Annotated in this window: 3 protein-coding genes and 1 pseudogene; all 4 read left to right on the top strand. The window is 72.1% G+C overall.

Annotated elements, in window-relative coordinates:
* Positions 1–31: 31 nt before the first annotated feature.
* Positions 32–11,101, top strand: coding sequence for an SDR family NAD(P)-dependent oxidoreductase (locus ASC93_RS08885; protein ID WP_056440198.1), 11,070 nt, complete (start codon positions 32–34; stop codon positions 11,099–11,101).
* A 22-nt stretch (positions 11,102–11,123) separates the two neighbouring features.
* The gene (locus ASC93_RS08880; protein WP_056440195.1) at positions 11,124–11,789 is read left to right on the top strand and encodes a DUF2306 domain-containing protein; all 666 of its coding nucleotides are present in this window, start codon (positions 11,124–11,126) and stop codon (positions 11,787–11,789) included.
* Between the two features lie 32 nt (positions 11,790–11,821).
* Positions 11,822–13,075: a hypothetical protein gene (locus ASC93_RS08875; RefSeq protein ID WP_056440193.1), complete on the top strand. Its 1,254-nt coding sequence runs from the start codon at positions 11,822–11,824 to the stop codon at positions 13,073–13,075.
* Positions 13,076–13,084: 9 nt separating this feature from the next.
* Positions 13,085–15,674 (top strand): annotated as a pseudogene (locus tag ASC93_RS32770) (polyketide synthase); the annotation flags it as partial.

Raw genomic sequence — 15,674 nt, 5'->3', positions numbered from 1 at the left:
GCGCATCCCTCAGTTTCGCAAGGACAGAAGCATGAGTGTCTCGATCAACAACGATTACGTGGCGCGCCAGGCCACCGATAACGATCTGCCCCGTCTGTACGAGCTGGAGGCGCTGTGCGCGCAGCCCGGCCGGGCCTCGCGCCAGCAGATCCGTGCGCGCCTGAAAAAATGCCCGGAAGGCCAGTTCGTCGTCGAACACGGCGGCCGGGTGATGGGGGTGCTCTACAGCCAGCGCATCGCCGGCGTGGACGCGCTGGCGGGGCGCAGCGCGGCCGACGTGCACCAGTTGCACAAGGCCGCGGGCACGGTGGTGCAGGTGCTGGCGCTGAACGCCGATCCGCAAGCACCGGACGGCGCCGCCGACGCGCTCCTTGCCGCGCTGCTCGACGCCTGCCGGCGCGCGCCGGACGTGACGCAAGTGGTCGGCGTCGTCGACGAGGCGACCCTGGCCTGGCACGTGGCGCACGGCGCCGACGTCGTCCGCACCGTGCCCGGCTACCGGACGGACGATGTGGGCAATCCCGGGCCCGACACGCTGGTGTCCTACGCCGCCGAGCATCACCTGTTCGTGCTGTCCGCCGCCAACCGGGAGCGCCTGGAGGCCTACGCGGCCCGGGTCGCGCAGTGGCTGGAAGCGCCGCCGCCCGGGATCACGCTGGCGGACGCCATCCACACCTGGCAGGCGGCGCGCACGCCGATGAAGGCGCGCCTCGCGATCCTCGTGTCCGGGCTGGACGACCTGCGGCACAAGCTGCAGCGCTGGCTCGTGCAGGACGCCGCCGCCGGCACCTGGTCGGGCGCGGCCAGGCCGGGCGCGGCGCAGGCCGAGGCCGGGCAGCAGCGGGTGCTCGATGCCTGCGCCCGCGCGGACTGGGCGCAGCTGGGCGAGCTGTGGGCGGCCGGCAGCGACATCGACTGGCGCAGCGTGCGCGCCGCCGGCCGCCGGATCAGCGTGCCGACCTATCCGTTCGCGCGCGAGCGCCACTGGATCGAGGAGACGGCGGAGGACGCCGGCGCGGTGCGGGACATCGCGCCGCCGGCGACGCCCGCCGCGGCGCCCGCGCCGTGCGACGCTCCCACGCACCTGTTCGTCAATCCCGTCTGGGAGCCGGCGCCGGCGACGACCTGCAACGGCACCGCGCCGGCCCTGCCGGTGGGCGAGCATCACGTGATGCTGTGCGAGATGGCCGACGTCAGCGCCGAGCACCTCGCGGCGCTGGTGCGCGGCGCCCATTGCGCGCACCTGCTGCAGGCGCCGCCGTCCGGCATCGGCGAACGCTATACCGCCTATGCGCTGGCCTGTTTCGAGAAGGTGAAGGCCATCCTCGCCGCGCACCCGCGCGAACGGGTCCTGCTGCAGCTCGTCGTGCCCAACCATCCGGAACCGGCGCTGCTGGCCGGCCTGTCCGGACTGCTCAAGAGCGCGTCCGACGAGAACCCGCAGTTCATCGGCCAGGTGATCCTCACCAACGGCCGCGCGCCGGCCACGCTGGCCGAGCGCCTGCGCTTCGAGCGCGAACGGCTCGACAATGCGGTGGTCATGTATGTGCGCGGCGCGCGCCACGTGCTGCGCTGGCGGACCGTCGCCCGCGACGCGGCCGCGCCGGACCCGTGCATCGCGTTTCGGGACGACGGCGTGTACCTGGTCACGGGAGGCCTCGGCGGACTCGGTGTCCTGTTCGCCCGCGAGATCCTCGCGCGCGCGCCGCGGGCCAGGGTCATCCTCACCGGCCGCGCGGCACCGGCGGGCGACAAGGCGCAGCGGCTCGCGCAACTGGCGCGGCAGGCCGCCCGGCCGGAGGGCGCCGCGGTGGTCTATCGCGAGGTGGACCTCGAGGACCACGAGCAGGTCGCGCGCCTCGTGGCCGGCATCGTGGCCGAATACGGGCAGCTCAACGGCGTGCTGCACTGCGCCGGCATGGCCCGCGACAACCTCGTCCTGAACAAGAGTGCCGCCGAGTTCCTGCAGGTGCTGGCGCCGAAGGTGCACGGCACGCTCAACCTCGACGAGGCCACGCGGGACGCGGGCCTCGAATGGTTCGTGCTGTTCTCGTCGGCCGCCAGCGTGTTCGGCAACGCGGGGCAGGCCGACTATGCGGCGGCCAACGGGTTCATGGACCAATTTGCCGCCCACCGCAACCGCCTGGTGGACGGCAAGGAGCGCCGCGGCCGGACCCTCGCGCTGAACTGGCCGCTGTGGCAGGATGGCGGGATGGCGGTCGGCCCGGCCGTCCTCGCGAGCCTGCACCGCACCACCGGCCTGTTGCCGCTGTCGACGGCGACCGGCCTGCGCATCTTCCACGAGAGCCTGGCGGCCAAATGCGGGCAGGCGATGGTGCTGGAAGGCGACGGCGACAAGATCGGGGCGATGGCGGCGGCCGCGCCGCTGACCGCGCGGGTGCACGCGGCGCGCCGTGCGCAGCCGGCGCTCGACGCGGGCCGGCTCAGGGAGGCGACGCTCGAGCGGATGCGCCAGCTGTTCGCCGAGACGACCCGGCGCGCCGCGGCGAAGATCGACGTCGACGAAGAGCTGATGGTGTACGGCATCGACTCCATCATCATCGGCAACCTCAATCTCGCGCTGGCCCGGGTCTTCGGCGACATCGCCAAGACCCTGTTCTTCGAATTCAAGACGCTGGCCGAGGTCACGGACCATTTCGTCAAGGCGTATCCGGCCGAATGCGCCGCGTGGACGGGCATGGCGGCGCAGGAGGCCGCCGCGCCGGTCGCGGCCAGCCTGGCGCAGGCCGTCCCGGCGCCGGCGCCTGCGCCCGCCGCCGGCGCGCAGGAACCGATCGCGATCATCGGCATCAGCGGCGTCTACCCGCAGGCGGCCGACCTGGATCAGTTCTGGGCCAACCTGCAGGCCGGGCGCGACTGCATCGGCGAGATTCCCGCCGACCGCTGGGCGCTCGACGGCTTCTACGAGCCCGACGTGGAACGCGCGGTCGAGGAGGGCAAGAGCTACAGCAAGTGGGGCGGCTTCATCGAGCAGTTCGCCGATTTCGATCCGCTGTTCTTCAACATCTCGCCGCGCGAGGCCATGAACATGGACCCGCAGGAGCGCCTGTTCCTGCAGGAGTGCTGGCGCGCGCTGGAGGACGCCGGCCATACCCGCGCCGACCTGAAACACAGGTACGGCCGGCGCGTGGGTGTCTTCGCGGGCATCACCAAGCCGGGCTACAACCTGTACGCGATGCATGCGCCGCATGCGGGCGAGCCGTTCCTGCCCTATACCTCGTTCAGCTCCGCCGCCAACCGCGTGTCGTACTTCCTCGACGTCACCGGGCCGAGCATGCCGGTCGATACCATGTGCTCCTCGTCCCTCGTTGCGATCCACGAGGCCTGCGAGCATATCCGGCGCGGCGAATGCGAGGTCGCGTTCGCCGGCGGCGTGAACCTGTACCTGCATCCGTACACGTACAAATGGCTGTCGTCGCACCGGATGCTGTCGCGCGACGGCGCCTGCCGCAGCTTCGGCGTCGGCAGCAACGGCTTCGTGCCGGGCGAGGGCGTGGGCACCGTGCTGCTCAAACCCTTGTCGCGCGCGATCGCCGACAAGGACCCCATCCACGGCGTGATCCTGGCCACGCACGTGAACCACGGCGGCAGGACCAACGGCTACACGGTGCCGAGCCCCAGGTCGCAGGCGGAACTGATCCGCGCGGCGATCGACAAGGCCGGCATCAAGGCCGCGGACATCGGCTACATCGAGGCGCACGGCACCGGCACGGAGCTCGGCGATCCGATCGAGATCGCCGGGCTGCAGCAGGCGTTCGCGGCGGACGGCGGCGCGCCGGGCGCGTGCAGGATCGGCTCGGCCAAATCGAATATCGGCCACCTGGAGGCCGCCGCCGGCATCGCCGGCCTGACCAAGGTGCTGCTGCAGATGAAGCACCGGCAGGTGGCGCCCAGCCTGCACGCGGACGTGCTCAACCCGAACATCGCGTTCGGGCAGACCCCGTTCCGCGTCAATACCCGCCTCGGCGCATGGGATGCGCCCGCGGCGGGCCGGCGCGTGGCCGGCATCTCGTCGTTCGGCGCCGCCGGCGCGAACGCGCATGTGCTGGTGCAGGAATACCAGGCCGGCGACGCGGCCGCCGCCGCGCCGGGCGACGGCAAGGCCGTCGTCGTGCTGTCCGCGCGCAGCGCCGCCCAGACCAGGCAGCGCGCGCGCGACCTGCTGCGCTTCATCCAGGCCGCGGACCAGCCGCCCGACCTGGCCGCGCTGGCCTACACGCTGCAGGCGGGGCGCGAAGCGATGGCGTCGCGTCTTGCCATCCTGGCCGGTTCGACCGGCGAGCTGGCGCACAAGCTCGAGGCCTGGCTCGACGGCGGCACGGGCATCGTCGAGCTGTACGAGGGCCAGGCGACGGACGGCGGCGACGGCCTGCACCTGTTCGGCGGCGACGAGGACTTCCGCGACACGCTGGAAAAATGGATCGCGCGCCGCAAGCTGGCCAACCTCGCCGAACTGTGGGCGCGCGGCATCGACATCGATTGGGCCAAGCTGTACGGGACGTCGCACCCGGCGCGCATGGCGCTGCCCACCTATCCGTTCGAGAAGAACCGGCTGTGGGTCGATGCCATCGTCGACACCGCACCCGCACGCGCGGCCGGCGCCACCGTCCTGCACCCGCTGGTGCACGCCAACACGTCCGACTTCAACTGCCAGCGCTACCGTTCCGTCTTCCACGGCGACGAGCCGTTCCTGCGCGACCACCAGGTGCGGGGCGAGAAGATTCTCCCGGCCGTGGCCTACCTCGAAATGGCAAGGGCCGCGCTGGTGCTGGCCGCGGGCGAGCCGGCGCAGGGCATGGTGCTGGAGCTGCGCGACACGGCCTGGCCGCAGCCGCTGGCGGTGAGCGGCGCGCACGAAGTCGGCATCGCGCTGCATCCGGGGCAGGCGGACGGGCAGATCGAGTTCGAAGTCCGCGGCGGCGGCGCGCAGGTGCTGCATTGCCAGGGCCAGGCCGCGTTCGTGCCGGCCGCGCCAGGCGCTCGCATCGACCTGGAAGCGCTGAAGGCCGCGCTGAACGAAGGCGGCGAGGAGGGCGCGGGCATCTACGACGACTTCCGCGGCATGGGCGTGGACTTCGGCGCCGCGCACCGCGCGGTCGAGCGGATCTGGCGCGGTCGCAGCCAGCTGCTGGCCGAACTCCGGCTGCCCGCTGTCGTCGAGCATGACGCGGGCCGCTACTGCCTGCATCCGAGCCTGATGGACGGCGCGCTGCAAGCCTCCATGGGCCTGATGGACGACGCGGTTCGCCGGTCGCGCCAGCCGTTCCTGCCGTTTGCGCTGGACACGCTGCGCGTCTTCGCACCATGCAGCGGCGCGATGTTCGCCTGGCTGCGGCGCGCACCCGGCGCGGCGGACGGCCCCGGCGTCGTCAGGTTCGACGTCGACCTCGTCGACCGGAACGGGAATATCTGCGTCCAGATGCACGGGTTCACGTCGCGCATCCAGGACGCGGAGGGTGTACCGCGCGCGGCCGCCGCGCCGGCGCAGTTGCACGGCCTGGCGCCGGTGTGGAACCGCGTGACGCCGCCGGCGTCCGCCGCGACGGCAAAGGTGCTGCTGGCGGGCGGCGACGACGCCGCGTTCGATTGGGTGCGCGCGTCGTACCCCCACGCGCGCCGGCTGGACCTGTCCGCACATGCCGCCATCGAGACGCTCGCCGCGCAGCTGGACGGGGCATCGTTCGACCACCTGCTGTGGGTCGCGTCCGTCGTGGAACCCGGCGCGGACGGCATCGCGGCGGCGCAGGAGGCCGGCGTGCTGGCGGTCTTCCGGCTCGCCAAGGCCTTGCTCGCGCTGGACTACGGGCACAGGAAGCTGCGCTGGACGCTCGTGGTGCGCGGCACGCACGCGGCCGCGCCGGGCGACCGCATCGCGCCGGCCCACGCGGGCGTGATTGGCCTGGCAGGCAGCCTCGCGAACGAATACCAGGACTGGGACATCGGCGTGCTCGATGTCGACGGCCGCGGCTTGCCTGCCGCCGGCCAGTGCCTGGCCTGGGCCGGCGCAGGCGACGACCGGCAAGGCGTGCTGGCCTGGCGCGGCGGCGAGTGGTTCCGGCAGGGCCTGGCGCGCGTGGCCGCGCTGCCGCAGCCGCCGGCGCCTTACCGCCAGCGCGGCGTGTATGTGGTGATCGGCGGCGCGGGCGGCATCGGCCAGGCGTGGAGCCGCTTCATGATCGAGCACTACGACGCGCGGCTGGTATGGATCGGCCGCCGCCCGCTCGACGCCGCGATTGGCGCGGCCATCGAAACGCTCGGCCGCTGCGGGACGGCGCCGGTCTATCTGTCCGCCGACGCCGCGGACCCGGACGCGCTGCGCGCCGCGCGCGACCGGATCCTGCAGGCCTGCCCGGCGATCCACGGCGTCGTGCATTCGGCCATCGACCTGCAGGACCAGAGCGCCGCGCTGATGGACGAATCGACGTTCCGGGCGAGCCTGTCGGCCAAGCTGGACGTCAGCGTGAATCTCGACGAGGTCTTCGGCGGCCTGGACCTCGACTGCATGCTGTTCTTCTCGTCGCTCATTTCGTTCACCACCGGCGCCGGGCAATCGAATTATGCCGCCGGCTGCACGTTCAAGGACAGCTTCGCGCGCGCCGTCGCGCAGAGCCGTCCTTACCCGGTCAAGGTGATGAACTGGGGCTACTGGGGCAACGTCGGGGCGGTCAGCGGCGCGTTCTACAACCGGCGCATGGAGCAGATGGGGATCGCGTCGATCGAGGCTCCCGAGGCGATGGACGCGCTGCAGCGGTTCGTCGGCGCCGCAATGCCGCAGATGGCCGTGGTCAAGACGCTCGCGCCGGACGTGCTCGACACCATCGCGCTGGCGGAGACCGTGGCCTGCTACCCCGGGCATGACGCGGCCCTGTTGCCGCAGGTGGCGCACGCCGTGCGGGCGGCGTTCGCCGCGCGTCCGGCCGCGCAACTGCGGCAGGACCTGCCGGGCGAGCGGACGCGCGCGCTGGCCGCCGACATCCTCGCGTCCACGCTGGCGAGCCTCGGCCCGCAGCCCGTGACGGGCGTGGACGGCCGCTGGCTCGCGGCGAGCGCGCAGTACGTGCGCGAGCATGCATGCCGCGTCATGCCGCTCGACGAGGCATGGGCCGCATGGGAGGTCGGCAAGCGGGGCTGGCTGGTCAACCCGAACCTGCGCGCGCAGGTGGCGTTGCTGGAGACCTGCCTGCGCGCGCTGCCGGACATCCTGACGGGCCGCCGCCGCGCCACCGACGTCATGTTCCCCGACTCGTCGATGGCCCTGGTGGAAGGCGTCTACAAGGGCCATGCGCTGGCCGACCATGCCAACGACGTGCTGGGCGCCGCGCTGTGCGCCGGCATCGAGCGCCGGCTCCAGGCCGACAAGGGCGCGCGCATCCGGATCCTGGAGATCGGCGCCGGCACCGGCGGCACGACGGCGCGCATCCTCCCCGCCCTCGAACGCTTTGCCGCCTCGATCGACGAATACTGCTATACCGACCTGTCGAAGGCGTTCCTGATGCACGCCGAGGAACACTACCGGCCGCGGCTTCCGGGCCTGCGCACGGCGCTGTTCGACGTGTCGCAGCCGCTCGCGGGGCAGGTGCCGGCGCCGGACAGCTACGACTTCGTGCTCGCCACGAACGTGCTGCACGCGACCCGCGACATCCGCGCGACCCTGCGCAACGCCAAGGCCCTGCTGAAGCGCGGCGGCGTCCTGCTCATCAACGAAATGTGCGGCTGGTCGCTGTTCAGCCACCTGACCTTCGGCCTGCTGGAAGGCTGGTGGCTGTACGAGGACGAGGCGCTGCGCCTTGCGGGCAGTCCCGCGCTGGCGCCGGAAAACTGGCAGGCCGCGCTGGAGCAGGAAGGGTTCGAGGCGGTCGCGTTCCTGGCCGCCGACGTGCACGAACTGGGCCAGCAGGTCATCGCCGCCAGCAGCGACGGGCAGGTACGGCAGTCCATCGCGGCCTTGCCGCCCGCCGCTGCCGGCGCCGCGGCCGTGGCGGCGCCGGTGCCGGCGCCCGCCTCGACGGGCGCCGTGCCCGCCGCCGCATCGCTGCGCGAGCAATGCGTCGCCTACCTGCAGGGCGTGGTCGCCAGGACCCTGAAGATGGACGCCGCGCAGGTCGCGCCGGGCCGCCCGCTCACCGACTTCGGCCTCGATTCGATCCTGGTCGTCGGCCTGACCAACCAGCTGCGCAAGGCCTTCCCGGGCATCACGAGCACGCTGTTCTTCGAGGTGCGGAACATCGCGGCCCTGGCCGACCACCTGCTGGCGCACAAGCGCGAGCACGTGGATGCGCTGTTCGGCGCCGCGCCCGCGCCGGCGCCCGCCACGGCCGCCGCGCATGCCGCCATCGGTCCGATCCGCACGGCCCGGCCGGCGGCCGCGCAGCCCGTGGCGGCGGGCGGCATCGTCGACGTGGCGATCATCGGCGTCAGCGGGCGCTATCCGCAGGCGCCCGACCTCGACGCGTTCTGGCGCAACCTGGCCGACGGCCGCAACTGCGTGACCGAGATCCCGGCCGAGCGCTGGGACTGGCGCGACTGGTTCGATCCGGAGAAGGGCCGGCCCGGCAAGACCTATACACGCTGGGGCGGCTTCCTGCGCGACATCGATTGCTTCGACCCGCTGTTCTTCAGGATCTCGCCGAAGGAAGCCAAGCTGATGGACCCGCAGGAGCGGCTGTTCCTGGAAACCTGCTACCACGCGATCGAAGACGCCGGCTACACGCCCGACACGCTGGGCGCCGTCGACAAGGTCGGCGTGTTCGCCGGCGTGATGAATGCCCGCTACAACGCGCAGCCGCTGTACTACTCGATCGCGAACCGGGTGTCGTTCGCGCTGAATTTCCAGGGCCCTTCGATGGCGGTCGACACCGCATGTTCGTCGTCGCTGACGGCGATCCACCTGGCGCTCGAGAGCCTGTACAGCGGCCTGTCCGAATGCGCGATCGCCGGCGGCGTGAATCTCATCATCGATCCGGTCCACTACCTGGAACTGTCGTCGCTCACCATGCTGTCGGAGGGACGCGCGTGCAAGTCGTTCGGCGCCGGCGCCGACGGCTTCGTCGATGCCGAAGGGGTGGGCGCGGTCGTCCTCAAGCCGCTCGCGCAGGCGGAACGGGACGGCGACCATATCTACGGCGTCATCAAGGCCAGCGCCGTCAATGCCGGCGGCCGGACCAACGGCTACACGGTGCCCAATCCGGTCGCCCAGGCCGCGGTCGTGGCCAAGGCGCTGGAGCGCGCGGGAGTCGATGCGGCGGACGTCAGCTATATCGAGGCGCACGGCACCGGCACCGCGCTGGGCGACCCGATCGAGATCGCCGGCCTGGCGCGCGCCTTCGAGCGTGCCACGCACGAGCGGCAGTTCTGCGCGATCGGCTCGCTCAAGTCGAACATCGGGCACTGCGAGTCGGCCGCCGGCATCGCCGCCCTGACCAAGGTGCTGCTGCAGTTGAAGCACCGGCAGCTGGCGCCGTCGCTGCACGCGGAGGTGAGCAACCACGAGATCGACTTCGCGCAGACGCCGTTCCGGCTCCAGCGCAGCCTGCAGGACTGGCAGCGGCCGCGCCGCGATGCCGGCGGCGTGCAGCGGGAGGTCCCGCGCATCGCCGGCATCTCGTCGTTCGGCGCGGGCGGCGCGAACGCACACCTCGTCGTGCAGGAGTACGTGGCGCCGCACGCCCCGGCCCCGGCGCCGGCGCCGGGCCAGGTCGTCGTCCCGCTGTCCGCCCGCACGGCGGAGCAGCTCGCCCACAAGGCGCGCGACCTGCTCGGCTTCGTCCGGCGCGCCGGGCCCGACCTCGCCGCGCTGGCCTACACGCTGCAGGTGGGCCGCGAGGCGATGGAAGAGCGCATGGCCGTCCTGGCCGCGTCGCCCGCGGAGCTCGAGGAGCGCCTCGAGGCGTGCCTGCGCGGCGACGCCGAGAACGGATGCGCGTGGCGCGGGCGGGTGAAGCGCGGCCACGAGACTGCCGGTCCGGCGGCGGACGAGACCCCGGCGGCGCTCGCCCAGGCCTGGATCGCGGGCGTCACCGTCGACTGGAGCCCGCTCCACCGGGGCGGCCGGCCACGGCGCATCGGCCTGCCGGTCTATCCGTTCGCGCAGGAGCGCTACTGGCGCGCGCGGACCGACGCCGTGCGCGTGCCGGCCGGCGCGGCCGGCCGGTCCAAACCGGACGTGCTGCATCCGCTCCTGCATCGCAACGTATCGGACATCCGCCAGCAGCGCTACCGCTCGGACGTCGGCGGCAGCGAGTTCTTCGTGGCGCAGCTCGGCGCCGTGCGCGTGGTGCCGCCGCTCGTGTACCTCGAGATGGCGCGCGCCGCCGTCGACGACGCGCGCACGCCCGTGCCGGAATCGATCCGTGCGCAGCAGGCGATGGAATTGTTCGATGTCGCCTGGGCCGAGCCGATGACGGTCGAACCGGGCCGGCAACTGTTCGTCGCCTTGTTCGCGCAGGACGACGACCGGCTGGGCTACGAAATCTACAGCGCGGGTGCCGGCATGGACGAGATCATCCACTGCCAGGGGCAGGCGCTGTTCGCCGCAGCGGCGGCGCCGGCGCCGGTCGACCTGGCGCGGCTGAAGGCGCGGATGCGCGAACAGTCGCCGGGCCTGCATCTCGGCGCGGGTGAGTTGCTGGCCGAGCTGGCGCTGCCCGCCGACCTCGCGGACGACCCGGACGCGGCGCACGCGGGCCTGGTCCTGCATCCGGCCGTGCTGGACGCCGCGCTGCGGGCCGCCGCCGGGCTGCTCGGGCCGGGCATCGAGCCGGTGCTGCCGGCGGCGCTCGAATCGCTGCGCATCCTGGGGGCCTGCGGCGCGGGGATGGCGGCGTGGGTGCGCCGCGCCGGCGGGCCCGCGAGCGCCAGTGTGGATGTCGACCTGTGCGACCGGGAGGGCAGGGTCTGCGTGCAGATGCGCGGCCTTGGCTATGCAGACGCGGCGTCCGCGCCCGCGCCCGTGGCAGCGGCAGTATCGCCCGCGGCCGCGGCCGCGGCGGACGGCGGCATCGTGCTGGCCGCACCGGCCGCGGCCGGGTTCCCGCCGGCCGCGCCGGCGCAGCCGCCGCAGATATCGCTCGCCATGGACTGATGTCCGCGCGAAGGAAACCTCGATGAAAAACAAAGCTGACTGGCTGCTGCCGGCCGCGCTGCTCGCCCTCAACGCGATACCGTTCGCGGCCAGCGTGCGGCGGCTGCTGGAACTCGGCACGGGGGCCGCGGTCACGGCGGACAACGCGCGCTTCCTGGCGGCGCCGGCGCCGACGGTGCTGCACCTGCTGTGCGCGAGCACGTTCGGCATCGTGGGCGCGTTCCAGTTCGTCGCGACCGTCCGGCGCCGCCGGCCCGGCTGGCACCGCGCGGCGGGACGGGCGCTCACGGCGTTCGGCCTGCTGGCCGCGCTCTCGGGCCTGTGGATGACCGTGTTCTTTCCCCGCGTCGACGGCGACGGCGCGCTCCTCGACGCATTCCGGCTGGTGTTCGGCGTCGCGATGGCGGCGTGCATGGTGCTCGGGTTCACGGCGATCCGGCGCCGCGACGTCGCCGGCCACCGCGCCTGGATGACCCGCGGCTACGCGATCGGCATGGGCGCAGGCACCCAGGTGGTGGTGCACATCCCGTGGCTCCTGTTGGCCGGCAAGCCGGGGACGCTCGCCCGCGCGCTGCTGCTGGGCGCGGGCTGGGCGATCAACCTCGCGCTCGCCGAATGGATCATCCGCCGCCACGGCGCGCCCGTCGCACGGCGCACAGCTGTCCCCGAATCGCAACGCACCCGGTAACCGCAACCAGTGTCCACGAAAGAGAAAAAGACATGAACAATGAAGCCGATCCGGCCACATTCCACAAACTGTATGGGACCAGGACGTCGCGCCTCGTGTACCGCGGCGACGACTTCCCTGACTATCTCCTGATGACCGCGCTGGTCTGGCTCGTCGCCGCCTGCGCCTTCGGCCCGCGCCATCCGCTGGCCTGGATCACGCTCGGCCTGTGCGCCTGGATGGTCTGGGCGTTCCGGGTCCGGCACGGCTGGGAGCTGGCCGTGCCGAAGATCGCGCGGCGGCCGCAGGACGCGCTCTACATGGTCGTCTACAAGCTGCGGAACATGCGGCTGGCCTGGATCGTCGCCGCGGCCGCGCTGCTCGTCGAGAACTACGTGATCTGGCGTACGCCCGGCCTGCCGCACCACACGGCGCTGATGCGCCGCATCGCCTTCGGCCTGTTCTACACGCACCTCGCCGTGCTGACGGTCTACCGCAGCGCGATCCTCGTGGCCCACCTGCGCGAGAAGGCGCATGTGCGCGCGTTCCTGATGGAGACCAGCTGGAAGGCGGCGCTGGCGCGGCAGCCGAGCATCGCCATCGAGATCGTCCACGCCTATTGCACCGGCCTGCTGACGCACATCCTGCTGCTCGCGCCCTGGTATCTGGCCATCACGTACTTCAACTTCTCGCTCGTCCTGCTGCCGCTGACGGTGCCGCTCGGGTTCTACATCCACTCGCGCTTCCTCAAGGTGGTCAACCTGTGGTTCTACCGCGACCACTGGCTCGCGCACCACTCGGAACTCGAATTCCTGTACCTGCACGGCCCCCATCACGACGCCATCCCGAGCGGCTTGATCGGCGTGTCCGGCAACGGCTACCTGGAAGGCGTGCTGCGCCACACGATGGGCGGACCGGGCATCTTCTACAACCCGGTGACCACGTTCCTGATCCACTGCTTCGACGTCAAGGTCGACATCGACGGCCACCAGTTCATCCCCGGCGTCTATCCGCACGTGCCGACCAGCGTCCAGCTGATCAACCAGCATTCCACCCACCACTTCGGCAAGCTCGAGCCGTACAGCCTGGGCCTGAAGCTGGACCAGCCGGGCGTGCCGGAAGACCTGCTGCGCCGCGCGCGCGTCTTCACCAAGGAGCAGCAGAACTCGGCGGAGCTGGACGAACGGCTCACCGGCTTCAAATGGGACAACCCGCGGTTCCGCCAATACATCGACCTGTACGAGAAATATCTCGCGATGAAGTCGCGCGAGTCGATTTCCGAGCAGCCCGCGTCTCTTGAACCGTAGAGTCCCGCCATGACACCGATCGACCTGTCTCCCACGCACGGCGCCGCGCCCGCGGTCACCGTTCACGACCGCGGCAACGGCGTCTGCGCCATCCGCATCGGCGCCGCCGATGGCGCCAACGTCCTGACCCGACGCCTCGCCGCCGCGCTGGCCGGCGCCATGGGCGAGATCGAGCGCGCCGGCACCGCCAGGGTGCTGGTCCTCGAAGGCAGCGCGCAAGCGTTCCTGGATGGCGGCAGGGACCACGTCAACGACGCGGTCGCCGAAGGGCTGTTCGCCGCCATCGCCGCGTTTCCCGTCCCGGTGATCGCGGCCATGGCCGGTGCCGCTGGCGGCCCGGGCCTGCTGGCCGGCGCGCTGTGCGACTTCATGGTCTGCAACCGCGACGCCGTGTACCGCTACACGCAACCCGAAGCGGGCCTGTATCCCGCTCCTGCCGAGGACAGCCTGTTCAGCGCGCGGTTCGGCCGCGCCTGCGCGACCGACTTCCTGTATTGCGACACCGGCGCGACCGGCGCGCAGCTCCAGGCGCAGGGCTGGACCTGCGCGTTCCTGCCGCAGGGCGAGGTCGAGTCCCATGCGCACGAACTGGCGCAGCGGCTGGCCGACAAGTCCCGCGACAGCCTGCGGCTGCTCAAACGGCATCTTGCCCAGCCTTTGCGCGCGCTGGCCGATGCGCTTGGCGCGGTGCCGGTGCCGATGCCGGCGGAAACGCCCGATCGCGGCCGCGCGGAGATCGTGTTCCCGGCCCGGCACCTGCGGCTCGCCATGCCGGCCGCGGATGTGCTGCACGTCAGCGTCGATCCCGATGCGGGCGGGCAGGCCGTGCTGGACGAACTGGGCGCGCTGTTCGGACAGCTCAACGACGGCGCCGCAACCGGGCGCGTCGCGGCGCGCGCGCTCGTCCTGGACAGCGCATGCGACGATTTTCTCCCGGCGCCCGGCACCGGACTTACCGTCGAAGCGGCACTGCGCTTCCACGCGATGCTGCGCGAATCGGCGCTGCCCGTCGTCGCGGTGCCGCGCGCCGGCGCCAGCGGCAAGGCATGGCTGGTCAGCCTGTTCTGCGACGGCGCGGTGTGCGCGCGGGAGGACAGCCATGGCGTATCCGGCCTGCCGCGGGATGCCGGCTGGGCCGCGCTGGCGGCCCGCGTACTGTCCGCCCGGTTCGGCGACCAGGCCGGCCGCGACATCGCCATGGCGGGCGGTGAGTACAGCGGCGCCGAACTGGCGCGCCACATCGGCCCGATGCCGGTCGCCGCGCGGGACGAGGTCCTGGCGCACGCGGTCGCGCTGGCCGGCCGCTGGGCCGCGTGGCCGCCGGGGACCGTGCTGCTGCGGCGCCTGATCCACGCTGCCGGCAACGACGCACCGGCGGCGTGCGCGCCGGACATGCAGGCCAGTCGGTTGCCGGCCGGCCCGCTGCCGGCCGGCTCCGCGGTGATCCGCGCCACGGTCGACGACGACGGCATCGTGGTCGTGCGCATGGAAGACCGCGACGCGAAAAACCTGTTCTCCCCCGAGTTCGTGCGCGGCATGGACGACGTGTTCCGGCATATCGGCCAGAACCCGGACTACAAGGCCGTGGTGCTGGTCGGCCACGACCGCTACTTCGCCTCCGGCGGCACGCGGGAGGCGCTGCAGGCGATCCAGCAGGGCAGCGCCAGGTTCACCGACCAGCAGACCTACCTGCTGGCGCTGGCCTGCGAGATCCCGGTCATCGCCGCGCTGCAGGGGCATGGCATCGGCGGCGGCCTGTCGCTCGGCCTGTTCGCCGACTTCGTGCTGCTCTCGGAAGAAAGCAAATACCTGAACCCGTACATGGGCTACGGCTTCACGCCCGGCGCCGGCGCGACGCTCATCGTGCCGGACAAGCTGGGGCGCGACATCGGTCTCGAAAGCCTGTTCACGGCGCGCGAAAGCTCGGGCAGCGAATTGAAGGCACGCGGCCTGCGCCTGCCCGTCCACCCGCGCGCCGCCGTCTTCGATGCCGCCATGGCGCTGGCGCGCAAGGTGGCCGCCCATCCGCGCGCCAGCCTGGTCGCGCTCAAGCGCTGCCTGAACCGCGCCATCGCGGAACGCATGGAGCGCAACACCGCGCAAGAGATTGCCATGCACGAGCAGACCTTCGTCGGCCACGCCGGCACGCTCCAACAGATCCAAGCGAACTTCAATCCCATGGATATTCCACAGCCCACCCAAGCCCCCGCCGACATCGGCGCCACCATCCGGCAGTTGCTGGCGCAGGAGCTGCACATGCAGGCCAAGGACATCGACCCGGACACCGCGTTCGTCGACCTCGGCCTCGATTCGATCACCGGCGTCACCTGGATGCGCCGGATCAACGAGACGTACAAGACGTCGATCCAGGCGACCAAGGTCTACAGCCATCCGACGGTGAACCAGCTTGCGGCCTACATCGGCGAGGCCGTCGCGGCGACGGATGCGCCGGCGCCGCAGGTCGCGGCGCCACAGCCGGCGGTCGTGCCGGCGCCCGCGCCAGCGCCCCAGGCGCCTGTCCATGCGCTGCCGCCGCAGGCGCGGCCCAGGCTCACGTCGTGGCGCGACCGCAAGCCTTCGCGCCCCGGCGCCGGCACGC

It is taken from the genome of Massilia sp. Root335 (assembly GCF_001425685.1).
Classification (GTDB): Bacteria; Pseudomonadota; Gammaproteobacteria; order Burkholderiales; family Burkholderiaceae_D; genus Telluria; species Telluria luteola.
Note: the sequence above shows the minus strand (reverse complement) of the source record. Positions and strands in the feature narration are given on the sequence as shown.